Source organism: Streptomyces sp. LN549 (genome assembly GCF_043203805.1).
Classification (GTDB): domain Bacteria; phylum Actinomycetota; class Actinomycetes; order Streptomycetales; family Streptomycetaceae; genus Streptomyces.
Genome location: NZ_JAZHRI010000002.1, coordinates 5,197,051 through 5,223,537, shown reverse-complemented (window position 1 = coordinate 5,223,537; position 26,487 = coordinate 5,197,051). Strand labels below are relative to the sequence as shown.

The following is a 26,487-nucleotide window of genomic DNA, read 5'->3' as shown; positions in this document are numbered from 1 at the left end:
GGGTTAGTTATTGATGACTAACTTCCATGGACAGAAAACCGGGCCGAACCCGGGTGGCGCTGTTCAGGCGTCCGGCCTGGCCGAGGAGTAGAACCCGGACCAGACCCGGTGGCCGGCCGGAAAGCCGAGCGAGGTCAGAGTGTTGGCAAGCATTCCGTAGGCGAGGAAGGTCGTCGTCTCGTCGACGTCGGCCCCGAGCGCGAGGTGCACGTCGCCCCAGAGCCGGAGCCATCCGGCCCGCGCCGACTCGCCGAACTCGTGATCGCCGGCCGCCTCGGCCGCCGCTACGGCCGAATACAGCTGCATCTGCATCAGCAGCTTGTCGGGGTCATGGAGGATCAGGCGCTGGTAGGCCGTTGCCATGGCATGGAGCGCCGCCTCCCCCTCCAGCCCCTCGGCAGCGTCCATGAACACCTTGCGGGTGTCCTCCAGACACCGCTCGGTAGCGGCCAGGAACATCGCCTGCTTGTTGGAGAAGAGGCGGAAGAGATACGGCTGCGAGACACCCACGCGCTTGGCGATCGCCTCGGTGGAGGTGGCGCTGTACCCACCGCGGGCGAATTCGGTGATCGCCGCACGGATGACGCTCTCGCGCCGCTCGTCTGCACTCATCCTTGCCATGCGAGCTAAGTTAGTACTCAATCACTAACTTAGTCAACCGGGACGCCGTGACCGCCCATGCGTAAGGGGCACGACCCCATGGACCGTGCCCCTTACGTCATTCGGCTCGTTGCGGCGTCAGCCGAGCTGCACCACGGCGCGGGACATGCCCAGCACCTTCTTGCCGTCGCTCATCGCCGTCAGGTCGACCCGTACCCGCCTGTCGTCCAGCAGGGCGGCCACCTTGCCGCTGACCTCGATCAGCGCGCCCTTGTCATCGTTGGGCACGACGACCGGCTTGGTGAACCGCACCCCGTACTCGACGACCGAACCCGGATCGCCGGCCCAGTCCGTGACCACGCGGATCGCCTCGGCCATGGTGAACATGCCGTGGGCGATCACGTCCTCCAGCCCGACCTCGCGGGCGAACTTCTCGTTCCAGTGGATCGGGTTGAAGTCGCCCGATGCGCCCGCGTACTGCACCAGCGCCGCCCGGGTGACCGGGAAGGACTGCGGCGGCAGCTCCGTACCGACCTCGACCGAGTCGTAACTCACCTTCGCCGTCATCACGCCTCCTCGGCGGCGCGCGCCACCAGCTTCGTCCACGCCGTCACGACATGCTCACCGGACTCGTCGTGGACCTCGCCACGAACGTCCAGGATGTCGTTGCCCGCCATGGACTTGACCGACTCGATGGTCGAGGTGACCGTCAGCCGGTCCCCCGCCCGCACCGGACGCACGTAGACGAACTTCTGGTCACCGTGCACCACCCGGCTGTAGTCCAGGCCCAGCTGAGGGTCCTGCACGACCTGACCGGCGGCCTTGAAGGTGATCGAGAACACGAACGTCGGCGGCGCGATCACATCACTGTGACCGAGCGCCCTGGCCGCCTCGGGGTCGACGTACGCGGGATTGGCATCGCCCACCGCCTCGGCGAACTCACGGATCTTCTCCCGGCCGACCTCGTACGGCGGGGTGGGCGGATACGTCCGTCCCACGAAGGACTGGTCGAGCGCCATGAGCTCGCAACCTCCTGATGAAAGACGAAGGGGCCGCAGTACAGCTACAGCCCAGTACAACGACACGAGGCCGCCCCCAATGGGGACGGCCTCGTGTACGAGCCTGATTCAGCGCGTTTCGCGGTGCGCAGTGTGCGAGTTGCAGCGCGGGCAATGCTTCTTCATCTCAAGACGGTCCGGGTTGTTACGCCGGTTCTTCTTGGTGATGTAGTTCCGCTCCTTGCACTCCACGCAGGCCAGCGTGATCTTCGGGCGGACGTCGGTGGCAGCCACGTGAGTGCTCCTTGGACGGACGGTGGACGGATGAACGCAAAAAAAAGAGTAGCCGATCGGAGGACCGACCCCACAATCGGCTACTGTTAGTAGCGGTGACCGGACTTGAACCGGTGACACAGCGATTATGAGCCGCTTGCTCTACCGACTGAGCTACACCGCTTTGATGACTGAGTCCCCCCGCCGAAGCGGGGTTTCCCCTTCACCAGAGCCCCAATGCGGAATCGAACCGCAGACCTTCTCCTTACCATGGAGACGCTCTACCGACTGAGCTATTGGGGCGAGCGATGAAGACATTACACGGTCGGTCGCCGATCGCCCAAATCCGTTTCGAAGCCCCATCCCGAGCCCTTGATCAGCGCCGCTCCGAGCCCTTGATCCGCACCGCTCCGAGCCCCTTGATCAGCCCACTCGTCCACCCCTGGCCCCCCGCGTGCGGCGGCGTCCCCCGTGCACCACAGTTGGCCGCACCGGTACGACTATTTCGCTCCTCCTCGAACCTGACCGGGTGCACACCTAGGCTCGACTCACTCTGTGTGATCTTGCCCCCCTTCCAGGAGCCGCGATGCCCGACAGTCAGCCGCGGCAGCCGGACGACCACGCGGCCGACGCCACCCGCTGCCCGGAGAGCTCCGCGCTGACACTCTGCGGCGCCCGTCTCACCGACGGCCGCATCGTGGACGTACGGCTCGACGGCGGCCGCATCGAGGCTGTCGGCACCGCCGGCAGCCTCGTCGCGCCCGGCGCCCGTGTGGACCTGCGCGGCCACCTGCTGCTCCCCGCCCCCGCCGAACCGCACGCCCACAGCGACACCGCGCTCACCGCCGAGGACGCCGGACCCGGCACCCCCGGGCCACCCTCGCAGCACCCCGACGACGTCCAGCGGCGCGCCACCGAGGCCGCGTTGCTGCAGCTCGGCCACGGCGCGACCGCCCTGCGCTCGCACGTGCGGATCGGCGACATACAGGGCCTCGGCGCCCTCGAAGCCGTTCTGCAGGCCCGCCGCTCGCTGCGCGGCCTCGCCGATCTGACCGCGGTCGCCGTCCCCCGGCTGCTCACCGGCGTCGCGGGGGCCGGCAATCTGGCGATGCTCCGCGACGCGCTCAAGATGGGGGCCGGAGCGGTCGGCGGCTGCCCCGATCTGGATCCGGACCCGACCGGGTACGCGGAGGCCGTCCTGGAGGTCGCCGCCGAGCACGGCTGCCCCGTCGACCTGCACACGGACAGTGACGATCCCGCCCGGCTGGCCCGCTTCGCGGCGATGGCCGGCGGAATGCGGCAAGGGGTCTCCATCGGCCCCTGCGCCGGCCTCTCCCGGCTTCCCGCGGAAGCCGCCACCCGTGCCGCCGACCAGCTCGCCGCAGCCGGTGTGACGGTGATCTGCCTCCCCCAGGGCGGCTGCTCCGGGGCCGAGCACCGGGGCACGGCCCCCGTACGGCTGCTGCGCGCGGCCGGGGTGCGGGTCGCCGCGGGAAGCGGAGCGCTGCGCGACCTCGCCAACCCGGTGGGACGCGGCGACCCGCTGGAGGCCGCCTTCCTGCTGGCCTCGCAGAGCGGGCTGCGGGCCGAGCAGGCCTACGAGGCCGTCTCCGCGGAGGCCAGACGCGCCATGGGGCTGCCCGAGGTGCGGGTCGAGGCCGGCTTCCCCGCCGAGTTGCTCGCCGTACGCGGGGAACAGCTGGCCGGGGTGCTCTCCCTGGCGTACAGCCGGATCGTGGTGCACCGCGGCAGGGTCGTCGCCCGGACGAGCGCGGTGCGCGAGTACTGCGACTCGGAGACGGACGGCGCGTACGGGCTGCCGCGCCAGGGGAGACCGGATTCCGGGACCGGCGGCGGGCCTTGAGCGCAGCGGCCCTCTCCGGCGTACCGTCGACACCATGCGCATTGTCATCGCAGGTGGACATGGTCAGATCGCACTGCGGCTGGAGCGGCTGCTCGCTGCACGCGGCGATGAGGCGGCGGGCATCATCCGCAATCCGCAACAGGCCGAGGACCTCCGGTCGGCGGGCGCCGAACCCGTGGTCCTGGACCTCGAATCGGCCTCCGTGGAGGAGACCGCCGAGGCGCTGCGCGGCGCCGACGCCGCGGTCTTCGCGGCCGGTGCGGGCCCCAACAGCGGCACGGACCGCAAGGACACCGTGGACCGGGGGGCCGCAGTGCTCTTCGCGGACGCGGCGCAGCGGGCGGGGGTGCGGCGCTACATCGTGGTCTCGGCCATGGGCGCCGACCCGGACCACCCGGGCGACGAGGTGTTCGACGTCTACCTGCGGGCGAAGGGGGCAGCGGACGCGTACGTGCGCTCCCGCACGGCCCTCGACTGGACGATCCTGCGCCCCGGGATGCTGACCAATGACGCGGGCACCGGGCAGGTCCTGCTCGCCGCGTCGACCGGTCGCGGCCCGGTGCCGCGCGACGACGTGGCGGCGGCGCTCCTGGAGCTGCTGGACACCCCGGCCACGGCGGGGCTGACGCTGGAACTGATCTCGGGCAATGTGCCGGTGTCGGTCGCGGTGAAGGACATCGCGGGGAACTGACCCCGGGCAGTGCGCCGGTGACGGACGTGACCGGGACTGGTCCCGTTGCGCGTCACCGGCCCGCCCGTCAGTCCCCCGTCGCGGGGCGGACGGTGATGCCGTGCCGCTCCAGCAGCGCCGCGGTGACCCCGTCGCCCTCGCGCAGCTCGCCGGCGAACGTACCGTCATGGACCGTCCCACGCCCGCACGAAGGGCTGCGGGCCATCAGCAGTGCCTCGGTGCAGCCCGCTCCGCGCGCCGCCTCCAGCGCCCGTCCGGCGCCGTCCACGAAGGCCTCGGTGACGTCGCGCCCGGTGTCGTCCACGACGCGGGCCCGGCCGTCCAGCACGTCGTGGCCGTCGCCGCCGACGATCTCGGCAGGACGGCGGGGCGTGGGCAGCCCTGCGGCGACCTCGGGGCAGAAGGCCACCGGCCGTCGCCCGCCGAGCGCGGCGGCCATCTCCGCGGATGCCTTGCCACGTCCGTCGAACCGGCAGGGAACACCCCGCAGGCACGCGCTGACCAGTACGGATTCCATGTTCACTCGCCTCGTCACGGCACAACAGAGAAGGCCCCCGTCCAAAGAACGGGGGCCTTGCTATGTGGCGGCGCCAGGGTTCGAACCTGGGTAGGCTGAGCCGGCAGATTTACAGTCTGCGCTCTGCGCCTTAGGTGACCTGGGCAAACACGCGGTGTGCACGGCCACGCCCCATAGCTACCCCAGCGCCCCGCCAGTACAGACCTCGACGCTGGCGCGTATGTACATGTCTCGCATGCTTGCTCCGCCCCATGACGTCCGGCCATCCAAACGGGCAAGATTAGGCCGCCGCGCGCGTGTCGTGGCGGCCCGACTGTCGGGCGAGCAGGGGCATGGGGGCACAGTGGGACAGCTCGACGCACAGGACGCCCGCAAGAGATGGGCAGAAGAGGCTTACTCGGTGCTGGTGGATGTGGCTCGCAAATATCACGCGGTCATCACCTACAAGGAGCTAGCAGAGGAGATACAGGACCGGTCAGGCATCCGCACCCGGATCCTGCTCCACAACTGGATCGGCCCGGTCCTCGGAAGGGTGGTCCATGAAGCGCACCGACGAGGAGATCCGCCACTGACCGCCCTAGTCGTGCACACCGACGATGGCATGGTGGGCGCGGGCTACAAGGAAGTTTTGGAGACCGCAGGACATCCGCCGGTGGACGGGGTGGAGGAGCGCGAACGGCATGCTGCCGAAGCACGGCTCGCTTGCTACCGGCACTTCGGCGCAACTCTTCCTGCTGGCGGAGGGATCGCCGCCCTCGCTCCGAAGCACCAGGCTGCCATCGAGCGCCGGCGAGGCCATAGCGAGGCGCCACCTCCTGTGTGTACTAGCTGCTTCGTTGAGCTTCCGGTGACAGGCGTCTGTGACTCCTGCGCATAGGTAGCAGCTTTACAACCGAACCGGCACCCATACGAATGCAGTTCGACTGATCCGGCCTGCGGCCCGGCCAAGGCCAGTCCGCCTGCCACTTCCCCCGCCAGCCCCCGCAGCCAGTGCCGATCCGATGGCACGGACGACCTGCCACGGGATGTTCGCGAGCTCGCTCGGTCCCGCAAGCTGGTCCGAAGCGGAGTCGTGCCGTCGACGTGCGGCGCGGACCGCTCTCAACGGCAACCGCCGATCGCACTGCTGATCGTCTGGAATGTCGTCTGCTTCGGGCCGCTCTGCACGGGCACGTCCTGGCGCGACCGGATGTGGCTGGAGGGGAACGTACGCCTCGGCGGTCTACAGCGGCCGTCTGCGCACTGGCCAAAGAGTGAGGACAGCGAGGGAAGCTGCTGCCCCAAAGAGAACCGCCCGCGGAGGCCCTCCCCTCACATCGGTTCAGATCGATAGGCCTGTCTTGGACGTGGCGCTTGCGTAGGTTGAGACCGTGTCTGTAAACCCGGCGCCAGCGGATGGAGCTCGTCACAACTGCGCGGCAAGAGCGGGTAGCTAGACACACGATGCTTACGCTCCGCACCGAAAGGGTTTTGGGAATGTACCTTAAAAAAGTGCGTATTGACGGCGTGCGAAGCTTCCACGACTCTCGCGCAGTCGATCTCGATTTCACCAGGCCTGACGGTGGCCACGCAGGCTGGACTGTTATCGCTGGACGAAATGGCTCAGGCAAAACAGCTTTGCTGCAGGCCATTGCGCTGGGCGTAATCGGCGAGAAACGTGCAGCGCTACTGGATGGTCAACTGGAGGAATGGCTGTCGCTCGGCTGCACCTATGGGCGGATTTCACTGTGGCTTGAGTTGGAAACCGGTCAAGAGTCCCTATTTGCCGAACAGCCGGATATTTCCGTGCATTGGCGGCCAGAACAACCCACTTTGTTCGATGATGACTATAAAGAATCTACGGCTGCTACCGAAGTCGTATTTGATAGCAGCGCCATCGCACGCTCCCTGTATAGCAGTAAGCCTCCGCGTGGCTGGTTTCTGATTGGCTACGGTCCGTTCCGTCGGCTCTCCACGACGGGCTCTGAATGGGCTCCCAGTAGAAACTCTGCCCGTAGAGATCACCGGTTCACTAGCCGCCTCAACGGAGTGGAGAGCGTTCGAACGCTTTTCCAGGAAGATGGCGCACTAACAGAGGCGGTCGCCTGGATTACGCAGCTGCATCACTTCAAGCTGGACGGAGATGCAGCAGCTTCGAATCTGCTGGAAAATGTGACGGCCATCATGGATGATGGACTATTGCCTGACGATTACACTGTCCATGATATCGACGCGGAGGGTCTCTGGCTTGCAAAAGGCAGGCAGACAGATATGGTCTTCCATCTCCGACAGATGAGTCATGGGCAACGCGCAGTCGTGGCACTAGTTCTGGATATCATTCGCCGAATGCATGCATCCTTCGGCGAGTTGAGGATGGATCAGCGCGAGGGAAGGGTGGTCATTCCATATCCTGGAGTAGTCCTTATCGATGAAGTCGACGCGCACTTGCATGTTTCATGGCAACAGAGGATTGGACCCTGGCTTAAGGAACATTTCCCTGAAGTGCAATTTATTGTCACAAGCCACAGTCCGTACATTTGTCAAGCCGCAGATGAGGGGGGGCTAATCAGGCTTCCCGGGCCGTACGACCCTGAACCTCCGGAGCGGATCACTGGAGAGTTGTACCGACGGGTCGTGTACGGCACGGGGGACGATGCCGTGCTTTCAGAACTTTTTGGCCTGGATACGGCGTACTCGGAACCGGCCCAGGAGCTTCGTAGTGAATTGGCATCCCTGGAAAGACGCCTGGTGCGCGGCACGGCCGAGAGGGAGGACATGGAGCGCATTCGGACGCTGAAAATGCAACTATCCAGTTCACCCGTATCCAGAGCTGACGAGGTATCGGCTCGAGTCCTAGGCGAGGACCCTCAGGCGGAATGATCCCAATCCATCGACCTCCACTTCCGGAGTCGCTCAGCGGCCGCGCCGGCGAGCTGACTCGTAAGATCGTCGACCATGACCCCGCAACACGAGCGAGTCGCGCGCGTTCACTTTGGAAGTCTTCACCGGTGCGCGATGGAATTTTTGCCGCTTTACAGAATATGGCTCACGGGATCTCGTCCTGCATGTATTGCGGGCATCACATGGCAGACACCATTGACCACTATGTGCCGGTTTCCGAGAACCCGGTGCGCACTTTCTGTTGGTCTAATCATCTTCTAGCCTGCTCCACTTGCAACAGTCGCTACAAGTTGGACAAGTATGAGAAAAACGCGTTCGGGACTCCGAGTTTGGTTGATCCGACACGCGAGGACCCATTTACCCATCTGCATTTAAACCTCGATACTGGCCTCTACGAGGGGCTGACTGCGCGCGGGGAGTACACCATCAAGGTGTGCGGGCTGAACGAACGCCGACTCCCAGATGCGCGAATGCGGGCGCGGCGAGATATTATCTTACATCTAGAGGGCTGGGCATGCGCTATCGATAACGGAGATGAAAGTCGAGCGAAAGACTTCACCGCAGCCGTTCGTGAACAACCGTTCTCAGATGTTTGCCAGGCAATGCTCAGGCAGGCTCAACATCCAGCGTCAGAGCTGCTCTTCGCTGCTTTCCCTGATCTTCTTTCATTGCTCCGCAGGCCAGGACTGTCAGATGGCCTAATCATTCATCACGTCGAGCCCGCCCTATCAATTCCAGAGCAGCGAGGTCAACATTTGGAGGCACACGGCACACCCTCTCCTCTGCGGGGAGAGCTGGCCTGAAGCCAAACTTTCATTCACCCCATCCTGCTGCTGACCCAGTCGATTGCCTCTACTCGGCGGAGTGGAGAGCCGATCCACGAGTGCTGCACCGAGCTATCGGCCGGCGGAGTACGCCGCCTTCGCTCATCTGGCGCCCTCCCAGGCTGGGAGGGCGCCAGATGACGGCAGATTGCAGGCGGGTCGCACACGAATCATTCGGCCTGCCGCGGCCGTGTCGACCCGTTGACCATGCGACTCATGTGCGTCGGAGTGTCCCCGTGTACGCCGATGTTGATGTCACCTGTTGGTGTCTGGCTTGATCCGCTTTGACGGACATTCAAGATCTGGGGTTCAGCCCCGGGAGGATGTCCATCATGGAGAGCATGGGGAAGAAGAAGCCTCGCCGCCCTCGTCGTTCGTTCACGCCGGTGTTCAAGGCCGAGATCGTAGGTCTGTGCCGACGAGGTGACCGCTCGGTCGGGCAGGTCGCCAGAGACTTCGAACTGACCGAGACCGCGGTGCGGGACTGGGTGAAGCAGGCCGAGGTCGACGCGGGCGAGCGCAACGGGCTGACCAGCAGTGAGCGCGGGGAACTGGCCGCGTTGCGGCGGGAGAACCGCCGACTGCGTGAGGATGTCGACGTCCTCAAGCGGGCCACAGCTTTCTTCGCGAAGGAGACCCGGTGACGGTGCACCGTTCATCGAGGCGGAGAAGCGCGCAGGTCACAGCGTCAAACGGGCGTGTGAGCTGATGAAGGTCTCCCGGACCGCCTTCTATACCCGTCGCTCCGGCCTGCCCGGTCCTCGTGCGGTGCGGGATGCCGAGCTGACCGAGCAGATCACCGAGGTTCATGCGAAATCACGCGGAACCTACGGGTCCCCGCGCGTGCATGCCGTGCTCAAGCGCGAGGGTGCCGGGTGCGGCCAGCTCGGCACCTCCGCCTGGCCCAGCCGGGCCGCCGCCCGCACCGCGATCTTCGATTTCATCGAGGGCTGGTACAACTTGCACCGACTGCACAGCAGCCTCGGCTACCTCAGCCCCGCCGAGTACGAGACCGCACTCGCAGCCTGACCACCACACCAATGGTGTCCGTCAAAGCGGAACAAGCTCACTCAGAGCGCCAGAGGCCGCCGGCTGGTCGCCTTCTTCGGGTGCATGTACTACGCGGCAGCGCGCCCCGCCGAAGTGATCGGGTTGCGCATCCAGGACTGCGACCTGCCCCGTCGCAGATGGGGCGTGCTGCTGTTGCGGGAGACTCGCCCCCGGTCCGGATCGGCGTGGACCGACAGTGGCGAGGCGCACGATCAGCGTGGGCTCAAGCACCGCCCCCGGAAAGCCGTCCGCACGGTCCCGATCCCGCCTGACCTGGTCGCCCTGCTCCGGTGGCATGTCACCGCTTACGGATCAGCCGACGATGGCCGCCTCTTCCGCACCCAGCGTGGCGGTCTCATCCAGGACACGGGATACGGAGAGGTGTGGGCGGAAGCCCGCTCGCGTGCCCTCACGCCGCTCCAGCGCGCTTCCCAGCTTGCGAAGCGTCCGTATGACTTGCGTCACGCGGCTGTCTCAACCTGGCTCAGTTCAGGGGTGGAGCCACAGGTGGTTGCGCAACGTGCCGGCCACAGTGTGGCCGTTCTCTTCCGCGTCTACGCCAAATGCCTGGAGGGGGCCGCAGCGACGGCTAACGCTCGGATCGAAGCAACGCTGAGGGCAACCTGGTCAGCACGCGAAACAGGGTGAGACATACCGGCACATAGTGCCGATTTGCGGCTAGCCATGACCGGGCACGCAGAAAGGGCCCGCGATCAGCGTTTCCGCTGTTCACGGGCCCTTCTTTTCCAGTGGCGGCGCCAGGGTTCGAACCTGGGTAGGCTGAGCCGGCAGATTTACAGTCTGCTCCCTTTGGCCACTCGGGCACACCGCCAAGGGATGCTGCCGTGAGATCCGCCTTGCGGCGGCGCTCTGTGGCAACGACGTAAACGATACCTGATGCCCGGGGGTGCTACGCCACTGGATTGACCAGCGGCCGGGACGGGCGCGGGTGGCTAGGCTTTGGTGGCGGCGTGGTGCCTGCGGGCGCCGTGACCGCCCCTGCAAGCACTTCCTTTCCAGCACCCCGATACAAGGAGCCACACGTCATGGCCGACTCCAGTTTCGACATCGTCTCGAAGGTCGAGCGGCAGGAGGTCGACAACGCCCTCAACCAGGCCGCCAAGGAGATCTCCCAGCGTTACGACTTCAAGGGCACGGGAGCCTCGATCTCCTGGTCCGGCGAGAAGATCCTGATGGAGGCGAACGGCGAGGAGCGGGTCAAGGCGATCCTCGACATCTTCCAGTCCAAGCTGATCAAGCGCGGCATCTCCCTGAAGTCGCTGGACGCGGGCGAGCCGCAGCTGTCCGGCAAGGAGTACAAGCTGTTCTGCACGATCGAGGAAGGCATCTCCCAGGAGAACGCCAAGAAGGTCGCCAAGATCATTCGCGACGAGGGCCCCAAGGGCGTCAAGGCGCAGGTCCAGGGCGACGAGCTGCGGGTCAGCTCGAAGAGCCGGGACGACCTGCAGGCCGTGCAGGCGCTGCTGAAGGGCCAGGACTTCGACTTCGACGTCCAGTTCGCCAACTACCGGTAGTCCGTGAACTGCCGGTGGTCCGGGAACTGCCGGCAGGAAACGGCGGTCCGGGTGCAGGGCGGAATGCTCCGCTCCGCGCCCGGACTGCATGTCCGAATACCGCCGGTCGTGGCGGTTCGGGCGACGCAGACTGGTCCGTGGCAGCCGGTGATCCGGCGGGCCGACGGACGAGGAGAGGGACGAGCCATGACCATGTACGCGACGGTCGACAGCCCGCTGGGTGAGCTGCTCCTGGTCGGCGAAGAGGTTGCGGGACCGGCCGGAACCTCGGCGGGGATCGCGCTCGTCTCGCTCTCGCTACCGGGCCAGAAGGGCGCGGCGGTCGTCCAGGACGGCTGGGTCCATGAGCCCGCGGCCTTCGACGGGATCGCCACGCAACTGCGGGAGTACTTCGAGGGGCGGCGCACCCGCTTCGATCTCCTGTACGCCGACGGCCGCGGCACGGACTTCCAGCGCCGGGTGTGGGCCGCGCTGGACGGTGTGCCGTACGGGGAGACGGTGTCGTACGGACAGATCGCCGAGCGGGTCGGCTCCTCGGGGGCGGGGGTCCGGGCCGTGGGTACGGCGATCGGGCGCAACCCGCTGCTCGTCGTGCGGCCGTGCCACCGGGTGATCGGCGCGGACGGGGCGCTGCGGGGTTACGCCGGCGGACTGGAGCGCAAGGAGCAGCTCCTGGGGCTTGAGGGTGCCCTGGCGGCAGGCTGATGACCGGGCTGTTCCCGAGGCCGCGGGCCGTGGTCGCACCGGGCGCCGTACACGTACCCGAGTGGCTGTCGGTCGCACAGCAGCGGGAGTTGGTGGCGGCGTGCCGTGAGTGGGCGCGCGGGCCCGTTCCGCTGCGGCACACGGCGTTGCCGGGCGGCGGGGTGATGTCCGTGCGGACCGTGTGCCTGGGGTGGCACTGGCAGCCGTACCGGTACACACGCACGGCGGACGACGTGAACGGTGCACCGGTCGCCCCGTTCCCGGAGTGGCTCGCGGAGTTGGGGCGGGCCGCGGTGGCGGAGGCGTACGGGCCGGAGTCCCCGGTACGGACGTACGCGCCCGACGCGGCGCTGATCAACTTCTATGACGACGCGGCCCGGATGGGCATGCACCAGGACAAGGAGGAACGGTCCGGTGCCCCCGTCGTGTCACTCAGCATCGGCGACACCTGTGTCTTCCGCTTCGGCAACACGGAGAGCCGGGGGCAGCCCTACACAGACGTGGAGCTGTCCTCCGGGGATCTGTTCGTCTTCGGCGGGCCGTCGCGTCACGCGTTCCACGGAGTGCCGAGGATCCGTCCCGGAACGGCCGGTCCCGGGACGGGGATGCGCGGTGGCCGGCTCAATCTGACGCTGCGCGAGACGGGGCTCGGCGTCCCGGGGGACGACGGACGTCAGCGGCGTTCGCGGGAGTTCCCGAACAGCAGCCGGTAACCGATCAGCAGGACGAGGGAACCGCCGATGGCGGAGACCCAGGTCGCCGGGTCGAAGAAGTCCTCGTTGTCGATCGTGCGGTCCAGGAAACGCGTCGCTATCCAGCCGCCCAGGAAGGCGCCCACGATCCCGATGAGGGTGGTCCCCACGAGGCCGCCCGGGTCACGGCCCGGCAGCAGGATCTTGGCGATGACGCCGGCGACAAGTCCGAGAATGATCCAGCCAATAATGGTCATGCGCGCCAACCTACCCGTCACTCGGTCCTGGAACCCAAGACGTTCGTGGCGGTCGGGCGGTTGCGGAGCGCGGGCTGTGAACTGCCTGTGCTCCGCCCGCCGTACGGGTGCGTCACCAGCCGGCGAACTGATCGTCCGTGCTGACGATCTCCTTGCCGAAGGGCATGAGCGAGACCGGGATCAGCTTGAAGTTGGCGATGCCCAGGGGGATGCCGATGATCGTGAGGCACAGGGCGATGCCGGTGGTGATGTGACCGAGCGCCAGCCACCAGCCCGCGAGGACCAGCCAGAGCACGTTGCCCACGCAGGAGGGCGCGCCCGCGTCCCGGCGGTCGACGACGCGGTGGCCGAAGGGCCACAGCGCGTAGAGGCCGATGCGGAAGGCCGCCAGGCCGAACGGGATACCGATGATCGTGATGCACAGCAGGAGTCCCGCGAGGATGTAGCCGAGGAACATCCAGAAGCCGCACAGGACCAGCCAAATGACGTTCAGAATCGTCTTCACGGGCGATGACCTGCCATCTGCTCGAGTCGGGCAATACGCTCCGCCATGGGCGGATGGGTCGAGAACATCTTGGACATGCCCTGTCCGGGGCGGAACGGGTTCGCGATCATCATGTGGCTCGCGGTCTCGATCCGGGGCTCGGGGGGCAGCGGAAGCTGTTTGGTGCCGGCGTCCAGCTTCCGCAGGGCGCTGGCCAGGGCCAGCGGGTCGCCGGTCAGCTGAGCGCCCGAGGCGTCCGCCTCGTACTCACGGGAGCGGCTCACGGCCAATTGGATCACGGATGCGGCGAGCGGGCCCAGGATCATGATCAGCAGCATGCCGAGGATGCCGGGGCCCTCGTCGTCGTTGGAGCGGCCGACCGGGATCAGCCAGGCGAAGTTGACCAGGAACATGACGACGGAGGCGAGCGCCCCGGCGACGGACGAGATCAGGATGTCGCGGTTGTAGACATGGCTGAGCTCATGGCCGAGGACGCCGCGCAGTTCCCGTTCGTCCAGGATCTGGAGGATGCCTTCGGTGCAGCAGACCGCGGCGTTGCGCGGGTTGCGGCCGGTCGCGAAGGCGTTGGGTGCCTGGGTCGGGGAGATGTAGAGCCGCGGCATGGGCTGGCGGGCCGCGGTGGAGAGCTCACGGACCATGCGGTAGAGCTGGGGCGCCTCGAACTCGCTCACCGGGCGGGCGCGCATGGCCCGCAGCGCCAGCTTGTCGCTGTTCCAGTAGGCGTAGGCGTTGGTGCCGAGGGCTACGAGGAGCGCGACGATCAGGCCCGTACGTCCGAAGAAGCTGCCGATGACGATGATGAGCGCGGACAGGCCGCCCAGGAGGACGGCAGTTCTCAGCCCGTTGTGCCGGCGGTGCACGGTACGCCCTCCAAGTGGTGCAGCAGGGGAACCCTTGCTTGGTGGTGCTCCACTCCCCAGTGGAGCCTCCCGTACTGGTCAACGCCAGGCGAGGAGAGCTAGTTCCCTTGTGCTTGCCGCCGCGGGGCCCGGCCCGCTCCGGGTGTTCGCACCGGAGTGGGCCCTGGGCCGTACGGGTGGAGGCGTGCCGCCGGGTCAGCGCTGGACGGGGAGTTTCGCGAGCTCCAGGGCTGCGGGCTCGGGCTCGACGTCACTGGTGCAGTGGCCGCAGCGGGAGGCGATGGCCGGGATCGCCGTGTAGCAGCGGGGGCAGTCGCGCAGGGCGGCCTTGATGTCGATCTGCTCCTGGTCCTTCTTGGCGGTGAAGCGGTCCTGAACCTTGGCCATGGGCACGACGACACAGAAGTAGAGGACCGCGGCCGTGATGAGGAAGGCGATCGCGGCGCTGACGAAGAGACCGTAGGGGAACGTCACACCGTCGAACTTGAAGTGCGCCTTGCTGAAGTCGCCCGTACCGCGGGTGATGATGCCGATCAGCGGCACGATGAACGCGTTGCTGAACCCGGTGACGACCGCGGTGAACGCCGCTCCGACGGCGAGGCCGATCGCCATGGAGATCACGTTTCCGCGAAGGATGAAGTCCTTGAACCCGTTCAGCACTGCTTCTGGCTCCTCTGTTGTGATGTGAAGGTTGTATGCGCCGTGCGCGGGCATGACCCTGCCCTGTGCGGACCGCCGGGGGCAAACCGATCTTGAAGTCGTCGGAACCGGTCGTCAGAACAGGTTGACGCCGGCGAACCTGAGCACGGTCTGCGGGGCGCCCGACAGGGCGATGCCGGCGACGGCGGTGAGGACGATCGCGACGGTGAGCGGTGCCGGGGTGCCGTGGCGGGTGACGGGCTGTTCCGTACCGTCCTCGGCGGGGCTGCGGAACAGGGCCGCGGTCCACTTGAGGTAGTAGTACAGCGCGATCACGACGTTGACTGCCATGACCACGGCGAGCCAGCCGAGTCCGGCGTCGACGGCCGAGGAGAAGACCGTGACCTTGGCGAAGAGTCCGATGATGCCCGGCGGGAGTCCGGCCAGGCAGAGCAGGAAGAAGCCCATCGCGAGGGCGGCGAGCGGGCGGGTGGCGTACAGACCCCGGTAATCGGCGATGCGGTTGCCGGGGTGGGTACGGGCGACCAGTGCGGCCACCGCGAACGCGCCGAGGTTCACGACGGCGTACATCAGGGCGTACGCGACGGTGGAGCCGATCTGGCGGTCTCCGGCGTACGCGGCCGCGGCGATCGGCACCAGGAGGTAGCCGGCCTGAGCGACGGACGACCAGGCGAGCAGGCGTACGGCGCTGCGGGCGCGGGTGGCGCTCTGGCGCAGCGCTGCGACGTTGCCGACGGTCATGGTCAGTGCGGCGAGGACGGCGAGGGCGGGGCCCCAGACGTCCGCGTACGAGGGGAAGGCGACCACGGTGACGAGGATGAGACCGGAGAAGCCGACCGCCTTGCCGACGACCGAGAGGTAGGCGGCGATCGGCAGGGGGGCGCCGACGTAGGTGTCGGGGACCCAGAAGTGGAACGGTGCGGCGGCGGTCTTGAAGGCGAAGCCGACGAGGGTGAGGGCGACGCCCGCCTCGGCAAGGGTGGAGAGCTGTCCGGGCACGTCGTCGAGGCGGGCGGCGATCTCCGTGAGGTGGAGGGTGCCGGTTGCCGCGTACACGAAGCTGACGCCGAGGAGCATCACGGCGGTCGCGACGACCGAGGAGAGGAAGAACTTCAGTGCGGCCTCGGAGGAGCGCCGGTCGCCGCGCTTGATGCCGACGAGGGCGAAGGCGGGCAGCGAGGCGACTTCGAGGGCGACGACGAGCGTGGCGAGGTCGCGGGCCGCGGGCAGGAGTGCGGCGCCTGCGGCGGAGGACAGCAGCAGGAACCAGAACTCGCCGGCCGGCAGCTTGCGGGTGTCGCCGATCGAGAGCAGCGCGGTGAGCAGAGCGCCGCCGAGTACGAGGGCCTGGATGACCAGGGTGAAGTGGTCGGCGGTGTAGCTGCAGGCGCGGGTGCCGGTGGTGAGGCAGAAGGTGGAGCGGTCGCCTTCGTGCAGCGGAATGATGAGCGCGAGCGCGGCGACGAGTCCGGCGACGGCGCCGTAGCCGAGGAGCGGCTTGCGCGCTGCGGGGACGAAGAGGTCGGCGACCAGGACGGCGAGGGCGACGGCCGCGACGGTGACCGGGGGCGCGATCGCGAGCCAGTCGACGGACTGGACGAGGCTGGTGGTGCTCTCGGCCGCTGTGGTCACGACTTGCCTCCTGCGAGGAGCTTCTGCACGGCCGGGTCGGTGAGGCCGAGGAGGACGGCGGGCCACAGGCCGGCGAGGACGGTGAGGGCCGCGAGGGGGGTCCAGGCGGCGAATTCGTAGCTCTGGATGTCGGCGACCGGGTGCGGGTCCTCACGCTTGGCGCCCATGCAGACGCGGCGGACCACGATGAGCAGATACGCGGCCGTGAGCAGGGTGCCGAACGCGGCGATGGACATGAAGGTCAGGAAGGCCGGGCGGCTCAGTCCTGCGGCGGGGTCGAAGGCGCCGAACAGGGCGAGCATCTCGCCCCAGAAGCCGGCCAGGCCGGGCAGGCCGAGCGAGGCGACCGCGGCGAACGCGAGCAGGCCGCCGAGGCGGGGCACGCGGCCGTAGAGGGCGGCGCCGGTCGCTCCGGCGAGGGTGTCGAGGTCTGCGGTGCCGTACCGGTCCTTGACCGCGCCGACCAGGAAGAACAGCAGGCCGGTGATGAGTCCGTGGGCGATGTTGGCGAAGAGCGCGCCGTTGACGCCGGTGGGGGTCATGCTCGCGATGCCGAGGAGGACGAAGCCCATGTGGCCGACGGAGGAGTACGCGATCAGCCGCTTCAGGTCGCCCTTGGCGCCGGGCCGGGCGAGGGCCAGGCAGGCGAGCGATCCGTAGATGATGCCGACGACCGCGAACGCCGCGAGGTAGGGCGCGAAGGTGTGCATGCCGTCGGGGGCGACGGGGAGCAGGATCCGGACGAATCCGTACGTGCCCATCTTCAGCAGGACGCCCGCGAGGAGGACGGAACCGACGGTCGGGGCGGCGGTGTGGGCGTCGGGGAGCCAGCTGTGCAGCGGCCACATCGGCGTCTTCACCGCGAGCCCGATGCCGATCGCGAGAACGGCGATGACCTGCACGGACGAGGTGAGGCCGCGGCCGTTGTCAGTGGCGAGTGCCACCATGTCGAAGGTGCCGCTCTTCAGTCCGATGAGGAGCAGGCCCAGCAGCATGACGACCGAGCCGAGCAGTGTGTAGAGGATGAACTTCCAGGCGGCTGCCTGCTTCTGCGCACCGCCCCAGCGGGCGATGAGGAAGTACATCGGGATGAGCACCATCTCGAACGCCAGGAAGAACAGCAGCAGGTCGAGGACGGCGAAGGTCGCGAGGGTGCCGGACTCGAGGACGAGGATCAGTGCGACGAAGGCCTTCGGGGAGGGGCCCTCAGGCATTTTGAAGTAGCTGTAGAGCGCGCAGAGGAAGGTCAGCAGCGCGGTCAGCACGAGGAGGGGGAGCGAGATGCCGTCGATGCCGAGATGGATGCGGACGTCGAGCGCCGGGATCCAGCTGATGTCGGTGGTGGCCTGCATCTTCGACGGGTGGTCGTGGTCGAAGCCCAGGGCCAGCACGATCGCGGCGAGGAGGATCACGCCGCTGACGGTCACGCCGTGGCGGAGCACGGCCTGGTCCGGGTTCCTGCCCTTCAGCCCGGGCGGGGCCGGGAGCAGGGCGGCGACGGCCCCGACGAGCGGGGCGACGACGATGAACGCCAGAAGGAACTGCATCACGGATGCGCTGATATCGATCACGGCTCACGACCCGGCGTTGACGTTGGCGAAGACGACGGCGGCGACCGCCAGGACCAGCGAACCGGCGAGCAGTGCGCTGAGGTAGGTCTGCACGTTGCCGGTCTGCGCGCGGCGGACGGCTGTGCCGAGCCAGCGTGCGCCGGTGGCGGAGCCACGTACGTAGGTGTCGACGACCTCGCGGTCCAGGAAGCGGACGAGGCTCGCCGCGGCCTGGACGGGGCGGACGAACAGGGCCGCGTACAGGGCGTCCAGGTGGAAGCCGGTGGCCGCGTGGCGGTGGAGCGGGCCGAGCAGCAGACGGCCGGGGTCGGCCGGGTCGGGGGCGTCACCGGCGGTTCCGTAGGCGGCGGTGTGGCTCTCCATGGCTTCGACCTCGACGAGGGCGGGTTCCGCGTCGGGGTGGGCGACGACCGAACCCATGGGGGTGCGGGCGGCGAGTGCCGTGGTGTGACGCCAGGCTCCGTAGGTGACGAGGCCGCCGACGAGTCCGACACCGGTGGACAGCACGGCGGTGGTCAGCGACGGGGTGAGGCTGTGGCCGTCGAACCAGTCGGTGATCACGCCGACGGTCAGGCCGAAGGCCATGGTGGGGACGGCCAGCACCCACAGGACCGAGGTCATGGCGACGGGCTGCCTGCCGTGGTCGGGGGCCTCGGCGCCGCGGCCGCGGAAGGCGAGAAGCCACAGGCGGGTGGCGTACGCGGCGGTGAGCACAGCGGCCAGGAGGCCGGCGACGAGGACCGTCCAGCCGGCGGCGGCCGGGGCGACGTGCCGGTCGCCGAGGGCGGTGTGCTCGGCGGCGACGAGGACGGCTTCCTTGGAGAAGAAGCCGGCGAACGGCGGGATGGCGGCCAGCGCGAGCAGGGCGACCGTCATCGTCCAGTAGGCGTCGGGGATGCGCTTGGCCAGGCCTCCCATACGGGACATGGCGGCCAGCGAGTTGGTGCCGGCGGCGTGGATGACGACGCCCGCGGCGAGGAAGAGGACGGCTTTGAACGCACCGTGCGAGATGAGGTGGAAGACGGCGGCGCCGCGGTCCCCTACGGCCAGGGCGCCGGCCATGTAGCCGAGCTGACCGATGGTCGAGTACGCGAGGACGCGTTTGATGTCGTCCTGGGCGAGGGCTGCGAGTCCGGAGCCGATCATCGTGACGGCTGCCATCACGGCGAGGACGACGAGGGCGGCGCCGGATTCGGCGAAGACGGGGAGGAGCCGGGCCACGAAGTAGATACCGGCGGCGACCATCGTCGCCGCGTGGATCAGCGCGGAGACGGGGGTGGGGCCGGCCATGGCATCGGGCAGCCAGGTGTGGAGCGGGAACTGCGCGGACTTGCCGGCGACACCGGCGAGGAGGAGCAGGGCGATCAGGGTGGGGTGATCGAGGCCGCCGTGGGCGACGGCACCCAGGATGCCGGTGATCCGGAAGGTGCCGGTGTCGGCGGCGAGGGCGAACAGGCCGATGAGGAAGGGGACGTCGCCGAGCTTGGTGACCAGGAAGGCCTTGAGGGAGGCGGCGCGTGCCTCGGGCGTCTCCCAGTAGTGGCCGACCAGGAAGTACGAGCAGATGCCCATGATCTCCCAGCCGACCAGAAGCACCATCAGGTCGCCGGAGTAGACGACGAGCAGCATCGCGGAGGTGAAGAGGGAGACGAGGGCCGCGTACGAGGGGTAGCGCGGGTCGTCACGCAGATACGCGGTCGAGTAGATCTGCACGCAGCTCGCGACGAGGGCGACCAGGACGGCGACGAGGACGGCGAAGCCGTCGAGGTGCAGCGCGAGGTCGATCGGGACCGAGCCGGTGGGGGTGAGCTGGGTCGCGGCGTCGATGGCCGGCCCGCCGCCCTGGCGCGCGGCGACGACGGCGGCGGCGACGAGGGAGACGAGAGAGGGCAGCACGGCCAGCGGCCGGACGAAGCCCGGCGCGGTGCGGCCGAGGAGAAGGCCGGCCGCCGCGCCCAGGAACGGGAGAAGGGGGACGAGGACGGCGAGGGTCGTGGTGGTCACGCGGTGGCCTCTGCCTTCTTTGCCTTCCCTGCCGGAGCAGTGGCCTGGTCTGCGGTGCCGTTGCCGGTGCCTGTGTGGTCGTCGCTGTCGCCGGCCGGGACCGTCTCGGCGTCGTCGGTCTCGGCGGTGTCGCGGAGGCGGTCGATGTCGGAGCTGCCGCGGTTGCGGTACACGGCGAGGACGATCGCCAGGCCGATGCCGATCTCCGCCGCCGCGATGGCGATGGTGAACAGGGTGAGGGCCTGGCCGGAGTGCAGGGCGTCGCGGAGCCAGACGTCGAAGGCGACGAGGTTGAGGTTGACGGCGTTGAGCATCAGCTCGACGGACATCAGGACGAGGATCGCGTTGCGGCGGGCGAGCACTCCGTACAGCCCGGTGCAGAAGAGGAGGGCGGCGAGCACGGCGGGATAGGCGAGGTGCATCAGCTCTTGTCCTCTCGGCTCGTGGTCTCGCGGCCCGTGGTTTCACGGCTCGGGATTTCGGGGCTCGTGTTGTCTCGGCCCGCGTTCTCGCGGCCCTTGCGGGACATGACGATCGCGCCGACGAGGGCGGCGAGCAGGAGAACGGAGAGCGCTTCGAAGGGGAGCACCCAGTGCCGGAAGAGGAAGGAGCCGGTGGCCTCGGTGGAGCCCTGGGCCGGCCCGTCAAGCTTGATCCAGGTGGTCCGGAAGGCGTCCACGACGACCCAGACGAGGGTGCCGGCCGCGGCTACGGCGACCGCGAGGGCGGCCCACCGGTTCTCCGAATCGGCGTCCGGGGAGCGGCCGATGGGGGCCCGGGTGAGCATCAGGCCGAACAGGAGGAGGACGACCACGGAACCGACGTAGATCAGTACCTGCACCCAGGCGATGAACTCCGCGGTGAGCAGGAGGTACTCGACGGCGAGACCGCCGAGCGCCACGATGAGCCAGAGGGCGGCATGCACCAGCTGCCTGGTCGTGACAGTCACGAGGGCCGCGCCGAGGGTGGCGATGCCGACGAGGACGAAGGCGATCTCGACCCCCGTCGGGGAGAGGAAGCCGGGGTGGCTCACGGCGGCGAGGACGGGGCCGGAGTTGGCGCCCAGTGCGGTGCCGGCGGCGGTGATCACGCCTGTCCTTCCTGGTCCGTCGGGGCGGGCGGAGCGGCCTCGGCCGCTGCTTCCTGTTCGCGCTGGGTACGGAGCTTGTCCGCCGTCTTGCGGGCGGCGGCGATCTCTTTCGGCTCCTCGGCGGCCGGGTCGAGGGCCGGCGGTTCCGGAACCGTCCACATCCAGTCGCGCAGTTTGTCGCGCTCATGGGTGAGTTCCAGGATGTCCGTCTCCGCGTACTCGAACTCCGGCGACCAGAACAGCGCGTCGAACGGGCACACCTCGATGCAGATACCGCAGTACATACAGAGGGAGAAGTCGATCGCGAAGCGGTCCAGTACGTTGCGGCTGCGCTCGCGGCCGCCCGGGACCGCTGCGGGCACGGTCTCCTTGTGGGAGTCGATGTAGATGCACCAGTCCGGGCACTCGCGTGCGCAGAGCATGCAGACCGTGCAGTTCTCCTCGAACAACGCGATGACGCCACGGGAGCGGGGCGGGAGTTCGGGCTGCACGTCCGGGTACTGCGCGGTGACGGTCTTCTTCGTCATCGTCCGCAGGGTGACGGCGAGGCCCTTGGCCAGGCCTGAGCCGGGGATCGGGGGCACTAGTTGATCGCCACCTTCACGATGCCGGTGAGCGCGATCTGCGCGAGAGCGAGCGGGATGAGTGTGGTCCAGGCGAGCTTCTGGAGCTGGTCCTCGCGCAGCCGCGGATAGCTCACGCGCAGCCAGATGACGACGAAGGCGAGGATGCCGGTCTTCAGGAGCGTCCAGACCCAGCCGAGTCCGTCGGCGCCCAGCGGTCCGTGCCAGCCGCCCAGGAAGAGGACGGTGGTGAGTCCGCACAGCACGACGATGCCCGCGTACTCGGCGAGCAGGAAGAGCGCGAAGCGGAGGCCGGTGTACTCGGTGTACGCGCCGAAGATGATCTCCGAGTCGGCGACCGGCATGTCGAAGGGCGGGCGCTGGAGTTCGGCGAGTCCGGCCACGAAGAAGACCAGGGCGCCGACGATCTGCCAGGGCAGCCACCACCACTCGAAGGCGTTGAGGATGCCGGGGAGGGAGACGGTGCCGGCCGCCATCGCCACGGAGGCGGCGGCGAGCAGCATCGGCAGTTCGTACGCGAGCAGTTGCGCGGCGGTACGGAGGCCGCCGAGCAGCGAGAACTTGTTGGCGGATGCCCAGCCCGCCATCAGGGAGCCGAGCACGCCGACGCCCATCACGGCGAGCACGAAGAAGATGCCCGCGTCGACGACCTGGCCGACCGCGCCCTCACCGGGCCCGATCGGGATCACGACGAGTACGAGGAGGTACGGAAGCAGCGCGACGGCGGGCGCGATCTGGAAGACCCGGCGGTCGGCCTCGGCCGGGACGATGTCTTCCTTCTGCGCGAACTTCACGCCGTCCGCGACGAGCTGGGCCCAGCCGTGGAAGCCACCGGCGTACATGGGGCCGAGGCGGCCCTGCATGTGGGCCATCACCTTGTGCTCGGCCTGGCCCACGACGAGGGGGACGACCATGAACACGGCGAAGACGATGACGAGGCGAAGGGCGACGTCCAGTACGTCGTTCACTCGGGATCGCCTCCGGTCTGGGGCTTGGGGGCCTCGGGGGGCTCGGGGGGCTTGGTGTCCTCAGAGGTCTCGGGGGCCTCGGGGGGCTCGGGGGCCTCGGAGGTCTCGGTGGCCTGCTCGGTGGGTGGTTCGGGGGTCGGGTCGTCGGGGGTGCCGCTGCGCGGGGCTTCTCCCCTGGCCGCCCCTTCCCGGACCGGGGGCTCGTCGAACGCCGGGCGGGCGTCGTGCCACGGCGCATCCGAGGCCGGCGCCGGCGTCGGCGCCTCGCTCGGGGCCGCCGGAGTCCCCGGCCTCTCCTGGCTGGCCGAACCCTGCGACGCACTGCGGGTACGGCGCGCGGGCGTCGGCCGGGATGCGGACTCCGTGCCCGTGCCCGTGCCCGTGGCCTCGGGCGGGGCGGTCGCGGGTGCTGACGTGTCCGGGGTCGTGTCCGGGGTCGACGTCGTCGGCGGCTGCTGGCCCGCCGAGCCGTCGCTCACGCTGCGGGTGCGGCGGGCCGGGCGGTCGCCAGCGGGCCTGGCCGCGCGCGCCGGGCGGGCGGGGGCCGGCGGGAGCTGACCCTTCAGGGGGCCCCATTCGTTCGGGTCGGGCACACCGGGCGGCAGCATCGTGCGGCGCTTCGGGCCGCCGTGCTCCGACTCGCCCGGCTCCTTGGCGCCCGGCCAGGCCTTCGCCACGCGCGCCGCGAGGACGAAGTCCTTGCGCAGGGGATGGCCCTCGAAGCCCTCGGGCAGCAGCAGCGGGACCAGGTGCGGGTGGCCCTCGAAAGCGATGCCGAACATCTCGTGGGTCTCGCGCTCGTGCCAGGCGGCGCCCGCATACACATCGATCGCGGTGGGCAGCACGGCCGCCTCGTGGGGCACGGTCGTACGGACCAGCAGTCGCCGGACGCTGCCGGACGCTGCCGGCAGCGCGGCGACATGGGCGCAGACCCGGAAGCCTGTACCCGGTTCGTCCACGGCGCTCAGCCAGTCGAAGTAGGTGCAGCCGAGGTCGTCGCGCGCCGTTTCGAGGGCGTCGATCCAGGAGGCGGCGGGCACGTCGACGGTCAGCAGTTCGTACGCCCGCTCCGCCGTGGCGTCCTCGCCGAAGAGCTCGGTGACGGCGTCCGGCAGCCGGTCGTACTTCTCGGCGGCGGTCACTTCCCCTCCTCCCCCGGCGAACCCGGCGAACCCGGCGAACCCGGTGCGGGCGGCGCGGAGACCAGTCCGCTGCGCAGTGCGGCGGTGGAGGGCCGGCTGCCGCCGGTCGCGTAGCGCTCGCCCAGCGACTCGCGCGCGATCTTCTCCTGAAGCTTGAGAATGCCCTGGAGCAGGGCCTCCGGCCTGGGCGGGCAGCCGGGCACGTAGACGTCGACCGGGATGATCTGGTCGACGCCCTTCGTCACGGAGTACGAGTCCCAGTACGGGCCACCGCAGTTGGAGCAGGCGCCGAAGGAGATGACGTACTTGGGCTCGGGCATCTGCTCGTACAGCCGCTTCACCGCAGGCGCCATCTTGTCCGTCACCGTGCCGGAGACGATCATGAGGTCGGCCTGGCGGGGGCCCGGCGCGAAGGGGATCACGCCGAGCCGGATGAAGTCGTGGCGCGCCATGGAGGCGGCGATGAATTCGATGGCGCAGCAGGCGAGTCCGAAGTTGAAGACCCAGAGGCTGTAGCGGCGGCCCCAGTTGAGGACCACCTTCATCGGCTCGGGCGCGAGCCGGGACAGCACGCCCAGGCGCTTCGGCTCCGGGAGGAACGTGGGTACGGGTTCGGCGTCCGCCTCCGGGCCGGGGTGCGGGTGGCCGGAGGACGACGGGCTCGTCACGTCCATTCGAGGACGCCCTTCTTCCATGCGTAGAGCAGTCCCACGGCCAGGAAACCGAGGAAGATGAACATTTCCACCAGCGTCGTCGCGCCGTATCCGGGCGCGGCGAAGACGGTCGCCCACGGGAACAGGAAGATCGAGTCGACGGCGAAGATCACGTACAGGAAGGCGTAGACGTAGTAGCGGACCTGGGTGTGTGCCCAGCCCTCCCCCACCGGGTCCACGCCGCATTCGTATGTGAGGAGCTTCTCCGGCGTCGGCACCACGGGGCGCAGCAGGCGGCCGGCTCCGAAGGCGACGGCGACGAACAGCACGCCGATCACCGCGAGCAGTCCGACCACCGAGTAGCCGTGGAAGTAGTCCGACGCGAGAACGGTCGATCCCGGCAGGTCCGCCACGTCCGTCACGTCCGCCCCCTCGCTCCCTCAAACCTGTCCGACGATCTGTACGCACGGGAGTCTAGGCCCTGTAAAGGGACGGTAAGCAGTTGCGTCGGGCAACTGGTAGGGATATCCCTACTTCGCCCCCACCCACGAGCCCCATGGCGTCGTGGGGCCGGGCCCGGCAGGCTGGACGCATGACCATGAGCCCCCAGGTACCCGACCACGACGGGCCGCCTCCTGTCCGCTTCGCCTTCGACCGGTGGACGTGGAAGGAGATCGCGCATCTCCTCTCCAATCTCCCGATGGCGATCGCCGGATTCGTCTACACCGTGCTGATGGTCGCCATCGGCGTGGGGCTGGCGGTCACGGTGATCGGTCTGCCGCTGCTGGCGCTGGGGCTCCAGGGTGCCCGGCTGCTGGGGCGGGCGGAACGGGGCCGGGCGCGAGGGCTGCTCGGGCTGCGGATCGACGAGCCGAGCCCGATGGCCCGGGTCCGCCGGGAGGAGGGCTTCTTCGCCTGGCTGTGGTCGAGCCTGAAGGACCCGGTCGGCTGGCGCGCGGCGCTGTACTGCTTCATACGGCTGCCCTGGGGCGTGGTCACGTTCGCGGTGACGCTCGTGAGCCTCTTCGTCCTGTGGCCGGTGCTTCCTTATATGGCGCGGCTGATGACCAACGCCGACCGCGGCATGGTGCGCGGGCTGCTGTCCCCCTCCGACGAGCTGGAGCGCCGGATCGCCGAGCTGGAGTCTGACCGCGGTGTCGTCGTCGACACGGCCGCCGCGGACCTGCGCCGCATCGAGCGCGATCTGCACGACGGGGCGCAGGCCCGCCTCGTGGCCCTCGCCATGGGGCTCGGGCTGGCGAAGGAGAAGCTGACGGACGATCCGGAGGCCGCGGCCAGGATGGTCGACGAGGCGCACGGCGAGGTGAAGGTGGCCCTCCAGGAGCTGCGTGATCTCGCCCGTGGCATCCACCCGGCCGTCCTCACCGACCGCGGACTGGACGCCGCCCTGTCCGCCATCGCCTCCCGCTGCACCGTTCCCGTCACCGTGGGGGTGGATCTGCCTGGGCGGCCGGCGCAGGCCATCGAGGGCATCGCGTACTTCACCGTCTCCGAGCTCCTGCAGAACGTCAGCAAGCACAGCGGGGCCCGTTCGGCATCCGTCGATGTGTGGCGCGCGGCTGACCGGCTGCTGATCCAGGTCACCGACGACGGCCGGGGCGGGGCCTCGATGGACGGCGGTACGGGGATGGCGGGGCTGGCCGAGCGGCTGGGGGCCGTCGACGGGCTGTTCGTCCTCGACTCCCCGGCCGGCGGCCCGACGACCGTCACCGCGGAGCTGCCCTGGCGCGATCGGGAGAGTGAGAAGACCGTGGCCGGCGCCCACACGGCCTGACCCCGCCAGCCGGCGGGGCCGGGGTGGGGAAAACCCCCGGTCGAAGAGGGATACCGCCCTCATGGTGTGAGCGCTTACGACCCAGCAGTCTTGAAGCAGGCACACGGCACACCGACACGGCAGCGGACTCGCAGACG

General features: G+C 68.7%; 29 protein-coding genes, 4 tRNA genes and 3 pseudogenes. 13 read left to right on the top strand and 23 right to left on the bottom strand.

All coding sequences use genetic code 11. The features are described 5' to 3' along the window. Positions 1 to 63: 63 nt before the first annotated feature. The 6 genes from SH922_RS23760 to SH922_RS23735 form a co-directional block, all read right to left on the bottom strand. Positions 64 to 612, bottom strand: a complete 549-nt coding sequence (locus SH922_RS23760) for a TetR/AcrR family transcriptional regulator (RefSeq protein ID WP_393059899.1) — start codon at positions 610 to 612, stop codon at positions 64 to 66. 126 nt (positions 613 to 738) lie between these two features. Further along, on the bottom strand, positions 739 to 1,167 hold the full coding sequence (locus tag SH922_RS23755; protein ID WP_393059898.1) for a MaoC family dehydratase: 429 nt from the start codon (positions 1,165 to 1,167) through the stop codon (positions 739 to 741). Beyond that, positions 1,167 to 1,619, bottom strand: coding sequence for a MaoC family dehydratase N-terminal domain-containing protein (locus SH922_RS23750; RefSeq protein ID WP_393059897.1), 453 nt, complete (start codon positions 1,617 to 1,619; stop codon positions 1,167 to 1,169). Before SH922_RS23750 ends, SH922_RS23755 begins: the two co-directional genes overlap by 1 nt. Before the next feature lie 108 nt (positions 1,620 to 1,727). Continuing rightward, positions 1,728 to 1,892, bottom strand: a complete 165-nt coding sequence (rpmG, locus tag SH922_RS23745) for a 50S ribosomal protein L33 (RefSeq protein ID WP_003956487.1) — start codon at positions 1,890 to 1,892, stop codon at positions 1,728 to 1,730. Between the two features lie 90 nt (positions 1,893 to 1,982). Next, a tRNA-Met gene (locus tag SH922_RS23740) sits at positions 1,983 to 2,055 on the bottom strand. Between the two features lie 46 nt (positions 2,056 to 2,101). Beyond that, positions 2,102 to 2,174 (bottom strand) — tRNA-Thr (locus SH922_RS23735). Positions 2,175 to 2,457: 283 nt separating this feature from the next. On the opposite strand from SH922_RS23735, the gene SH922_RS23730 reads away from it, so the two are divergent. Then, the gene (locus tag SH922_RS23730; RefSeq protein WP_393059896.1) at positions 2,458 to 3,735 is read left to right on the top strand and encodes an amidohydrolase family protein; all 1,278 of its coding nucleotides are present in this window, start codon (positions 2,458 to 2,460) and stop codon (positions 3,733 to 3,735) included. Positions 3,736 to 3,769: 34 nt separating this feature from the next. Then, positions 3,770 to 4,426 carry an SDR family oxidoreductase gene (locus SH922_RS23725; RefSeq protein ID WP_393059895.1) on the top strand — a complete coding sequence of 219 codons (657 nt, stop codon included), beginning with the start codon at positions 3,770 to 3,772 and terminating at the stop codon, positions 4,424 to 4,426. Between the two features lie 67 nt (positions 4,427 to 4,493). Here the strand turns inward: SH922_RS23725 and SH922_RS23720 are convergent, their stop codons facing one another. Together SH922_RS23720 and SH922_RS23715 are read right to left on the bottom strand one after the other, a co-directional pair. Then, on the bottom strand, positions 4,494 to 4,943 hold the full coding sequence (locus SH922_RS23720; RefSeq protein ID WP_393059894.1) for a DUF523 domain-containing protein: 450 nt from the start codon (positions 4,941 to 4,943) through the stop codon (positions 4,494 to 4,496). 65 nt (positions 4,944 to 5,008) lie between these two features. Beyond that, positions 5,009 to 5,084: transfer RNA gene (locus SH922_RS23715), tRNA-Tyr, on the bottom strand. Between the two features lie 202 nt (positions 5,085 to 5,286). Here SH922_RS23715 and SH922_RS23710 point away from each other — a divergent pair. From SH922_RS23710 to SH922_RS23680, 7 genes and pseudogenes are all read left to right on the top strand, one after another. Next, the gene (locus SH922_RS23710; RefSeq protein WP_393059893.1) at positions 5,287 to 5,820 is read left to right on the top strand and encodes a hypothetical protein; all 534 of its coding nucleotides are present in this window, start codon (positions 5,287 to 5,289) and stop codon (positions 5,818 to 5,820) included. 614 nt (positions 5,821 to 6,434) lie between these two features. Further along, positions 6,435 to 7,802, top strand: coding sequence for an AAA family ATPase (locus tag SH922_RS23705; protein WP_393059892.1), 1,368 nt, complete (start codon positions 6,435 to 6,437; stop codon positions 7,800 to 7,802). 128 nt (positions 7,803 to 7,930) lie between these two features. Further along, complete coding sequence (locus tag SH922_RS23700) at positions 7,931 to 8,626, top strand: HNH endonuclease (RefSeq protein ID WP_393059891.1); 696 nt, start codon at positions 7,931 to 7,933, stop codon at positions 8,624 to 8,626. A 353-nt stretch (positions 8,627 to 8,979) separates the two neighbouring features. After that, complete coding sequence (locus SH922_RS23695) at positions 8,980 to 9,291, top strand: transposase (protein ID WP_393059890.1); 312 nt, start codon at positions 8,980 to 8,982, stop codon at positions 9,289 to 9,291. Further along, positions 9,239 to 9,514 (top strand): annotated as a pseudogene (locus SH922_RS23690) (IS3 family transposase); the annotation flags it as partial. The gene SH922_RS23695 and the pseudogene SH922_RS23690, both read left to right, overlap by 53 nt. Positions 9,515 to 9,547: 33 nt before the next feature. After that, positions 9,548 to 9,676: pseudogene (locus SH922_RS23685) on the top strand (IS3 family transposase); the annotation flags it as partial. A 39-nt stretch (positions 9,677 to 9,715) separates the two neighbouring features. Continuing rightward, positions 9,716 to 10,345 (top strand): annotated as a pseudogene (locus SH922_RS23680) (tyrosine-type recombinase/integrase); the annotation flags it as partial. A 102-nt stretch (positions 10,346 to 10,447) separates the two neighbouring features. On the opposite strand, the gene SH922_RS23675 reads toward SH922_RS23680, so the two are convergent. Further along, positions 10,448 to 10,529, bottom strand: a tRNA-Tyr gene (locus tag SH922_RS23675). Between the two features lie 214 nt (positions 10,530 to 10,743). Between SH922_RS23675 and SH922_RS23670 the strand changes: the two genes are divergently transcribed. The 3 genes from SH922_RS23670 (at position 10,744) to SH922_RS23660 (ending at position 12,650) form a co-directional block, all read left to right on the top strand. Next, entirely contained in the window at positions 10,744 to 11,232 is a 489-nt protein-coding gene (locus SH922_RS23670; protein WP_352123418.1) for a YajQ family cyclic di-GMP-binding protein, read from the top strand. A gap of 186 nt (positions 11,233 to 11,418) precedes the next feature. Continuing rightward, positions 11,419 to 11,937, top strand: coding sequence for a methylated-DNA--[protein]-cysteine S-methyltransferase (locus tag SH922_RS23665; protein ID WP_393059889.1), 519 nt, complete (start codon positions 11,419 to 11,421; stop codon positions 11,935 to 11,937). Continuing rightward, positions 11,937 to 12,650, top strand: coding sequence for an alpha-ketoglutarate-dependent dioxygenase AlkB family protein (locus tag SH922_RS23660; RefSeq protein WP_393059888.1), 714 nt, complete (start codon positions 11,937 to 11,939; stop codon positions 12,648 to 12,650). The genes SH922_RS23665 and SH922_RS23660 overlap by 1 nt, the downstream gene beginning before the upstream one ends. On the opposite strand, the gene SH922_RS23655 is transcribed toward SH922_RS23660, so the two are convergent. From SH922_RS23655 to SH922_RS23590, 14 genes are all read right to left on the bottom strand, one after another. Continuing rightward, positions 12,611 to 12,886, bottom strand: coding sequence for a GlsB/YeaQ/YmgE family stress response membrane protein (locus tag SH922_RS23655; RefSeq protein WP_148020198.1), 276 nt, complete (start codon positions 12,884 to 12,886; stop codon positions 12,611 to 12,613). The two genes, SH922_RS23660 and SH922_RS23655, sit on opposite strands and share 40 nt — an antisense overlap. Positions 12,887 to 12,998: 112 nt before the next feature. Beyond that, a complete protein-coding gene (locus SH922_RS23650) occupies positions 12,999 to 13,391 on the bottom strand; it encodes a YccF domain-containing protein (protein ID WP_148020197.1) in 393 nt (130 codons plus the stop codon). Further along, entirely contained in the window at positions 13,388 to 14,251 is an 864-nt protein-coding gene (gene htpX / locus SH922_RS23645; RefSeq protein WP_393059887.1) for a zinc metalloprotease HtpX, read from the bottom strand. The genes SH922_RS23650 and htpX overlap by 4 nt, the downstream gene beginning before the upstream one ends. Positions 14,252 to 14,446: 195 nt before the next feature. Next, positions 14,447 to 14,911 (bottom strand): large conductance mechanosensitive channel protein MscL, encoded by a 465-nt coding sequence (gene mscL / locus SH922_RS23640; RefSeq protein ID WP_393059886.1) that lies wholly within the window; start codon positions 14,909 to 14,911, stop codon positions 14,447 to 14,449. 114 nt (positions 14,912 to 15,025) lie between these two features. After that, positions 15,026 to 16,543 carry an NADH-quinone oxidoreductase subunit N gene (locus tag SH922_RS23635; RefSeq protein WP_393059885.1) on the bottom strand — a complete coding sequence of 506 codons (1,518 nt, stop codon included), beginning with the start codon at positions 16,541 to 16,543 and terminating at the stop codon, positions 15,026 to 15,028. Further along, complete coding sequence (locus SH922_RS23630; protein ID WP_393063671.1) at positions 16,540 to 18,090, bottom strand: NuoM family protein; 1,551 nt, start codon at positions 18,088 to 18,090, stop codon at positions 16,540 to 16,542. Before SH922_RS23630 ends, SH922_RS23635 begins: the two co-directional genes overlap by 4 nt. Before the next feature lie 27 nt (positions 18,091 to 18,117). Next, positions 18,118 to 20,118 (bottom strand): NADH-quinone oxidoreductase subunit L, encoded by a 2,001-nt coding sequence (locus SH922_RS23625; protein WP_393059884.1) that lies wholly within the window; start codon positions 20,116 to 20,118, stop codon positions 18,118 to 18,120. Next, positions 20,115 to 20,540, bottom strand: a complete 426-nt coding sequence (gene nuoK / locus SH922_RS23620; protein WP_393059883.1) for an NADH-quinone oxidoreductase subunit NuoK — start codon at positions 20,538 to 20,540, stop codon at positions 20,115 to 20,117. The genes SH922_RS23625 and nuoK overlap by 4 nt, the downstream gene beginning before the upstream one ends. Then, positions 20,540 to 21,205, bottom strand: coding sequence for an NADH-quinone oxidoreductase subunit J (locus SH922_RS23615; protein ID WP_393063670.1), 666 nt, complete (start codon positions 21,203 to 21,205; stop codon positions 20,540 to 20,542). Before SH922_RS23615 ends, nuoK begins: the two co-directional genes overlap by 1 nt. Then, positions 21,205 to 21,792 (bottom strand): NuoI/complex I 23 kDa subunit family protein, encoded by a 588-nt coding sequence (locus tag SH922_RS23610; protein WP_393059882.1) that lies wholly within the window; start codon positions 21,790 to 21,792, stop codon positions 21,205 to 21,207. The genes SH922_RS23615 and SH922_RS23610 overlap by 1 nt, the downstream gene beginning before the upstream one ends. After that, a complete protein-coding gene (locus SH922_RS23605; RefSeq protein ID WP_393059881.1) occupies positions 21,792 to 22,760 on the bottom strand; it encodes an NADH-quinone oxidoreductase subunit H in 969 nt (322 codons plus the stop codon). Before SH922_RS23605 ends, SH922_RS23610 begins: the two co-directional genes overlap by 1 nt. Continuing rightward, on the bottom strand, positions 22,757 to 23,902 hold the full coding sequence (locus SH922_RS23600) for an NADH-quinone oxidoreductase subunit C (protein ID WP_393059880.1): 1,146 nt from the start codon (positions 23,900 to 23,902) through the stop codon (positions 22,757 to 22,759). Before SH922_RS23600 ends, SH922_RS23605 begins: the two co-directional genes overlap by 4 nt. Continuing rightward, positions 23,899 to 24,576: an NADH-quinone oxidoreductase subunit B gene (locus SH922_RS23595; protein ID WP_393059879.1), complete on the bottom strand. Its 678-nt coding sequence runs from the start codon at positions 24,574 to 24,576 to the stop codon at positions 23,899 to 23,901. The genes SH922_RS23600 and SH922_RS23595 overlap by 4 nt, the downstream gene beginning before the upstream one ends. Beyond that, positions 24,567 to 24,968, bottom strand: a complete 402-nt coding sequence (locus tag SH922_RS23590; RefSeq protein WP_393063669.1) for an NADH-quinone oxidoreductase subunit A — start codon at positions 24,966 to 24,968, stop codon at positions 24,567 to 24,569. The genes SH922_RS23595 and SH922_RS23590 overlap by 10 nt, the downstream gene beginning before the upstream one ends. A gap of 179 nt (positions 24,969 to 25,147) precedes the next feature. On the opposite strand from SH922_RS23590, the gene SH922_RS23585 reads away from it, so the two are divergent. Continuing rightward, entirely contained in the window at positions 25,148 to 26,350 is a 1,203-nt protein-coding gene (locus SH922_RS23585; protein WP_393059878.1) for a sensor histidine kinase, read from the top strand. Positions 26,351 to 26,487 lie beyond the last annotated feature (137 nt).

Bases quoted from the DNA above. Each gene is read 5' to 3' on its own strand.
- SH922_RS23760 (WP_393059899.1), bottom strand. From the start codon at position 612: ATGAGTGCAGACGAGCGGCGCGAGAGCGTCATCCGTGCGGCGATCACC.
- SH922_RS23755 (WP_393059898.1), bottom strand. From the start codon at position 1,167: ATGACGGCGAAGGTGAGTTACGACTCGGTCGAGGTCGGTACGGAGCTG.
- SH922_RS23750 (WP_393059897.1), bottom strand. From the start codon at position 1,619: ATGGCGCTCGACCAGTCCTTCGTGGGACGGACGTATCCGCCCACCCCG.
- SH922_RS23730 (WP_393059896.1), top strand. From the start codon at position 2,458: ATGCCCGACAGTCAGCCGCGGCAGCCGGACGACCACGCGGCCGACGCC.
- SH922_RS23725 (WP_393059895.1), top strand. From the start codon at position 3,770: ATGCGCATTGTCATCGCAGGTGGACATGGTCAGATCGCACTGCGGCTG.
- SH922_RS23720 (WP_393059894.1), bottom strand. From the start codon at position 4,943: ATGGAATCCGTACTGGTCAGCGCGTGCCTGCGGGGTGTTCCCTGCCGG.
- SH922_RS23695 (WP_393059890.1), top strand. From the start codon at position 8,980: ATGGAGAGCATGGGGAAGAAGAAGCCTCGCCGCCCTCGTCGTTCGTTC.
- SH922_RS23670 (WP_352123418.1), top strand. From the start codon at position 10,744: ATGGCCGACTCCAGTTTCGACATCGTCTCGAAGGTCGAGCGGCAGGAG.
- SH922_RS23665 (WP_393059889.1), top strand. From the start codon at position 11,419: ATGACCATGTACGCGACGGTCGACAGCCCGCTGGGTGAGCTGCTCCTG.
- SH922_RS23660 (WP_393059888.1), top strand. From the start codon at position 11,937: ATGACCGGGCTGTTCCCGAGGCCGCGGGCCGTGGTCGCACCGGGCGCC.
- SH922_RS23655 (WP_148020198.1), bottom strand. From the start codon at position 12,886: ATGACCATTATTGGCTGGATCATTCTCGGACTTGTCGCCGGCGTCATC.
- SH922_RS23630 (WP_393063671.1), bottom strand. From the start codon at position 18,090: ATGCAGTTCCTTCTGGCGTTCATCGTCGTCGCCCCGCTCGTCGGGGCC.
- nuoK (WP_393059883.1), bottom strand. From the start codon at position 20,540: ATGCACCTCGCCTATCCCGCCGTGCTCGCCGCCCTCCTCTTCTGCACC.
- SH922_RS23595 (WP_393059879.1), bottom strand. From the start codon at position 24,576: ATGGACGTGACGAGCCCGTCGTCCTCCGGCCACCCGCACCCCGGCCCG.
- SH922_RS23585 (WP_393059878.1), top strand. From the start codon at position 25,148: ATGACCATGAGCCCCCAGGTACCCGACCACGACGGGCCGCCTCCTGTC.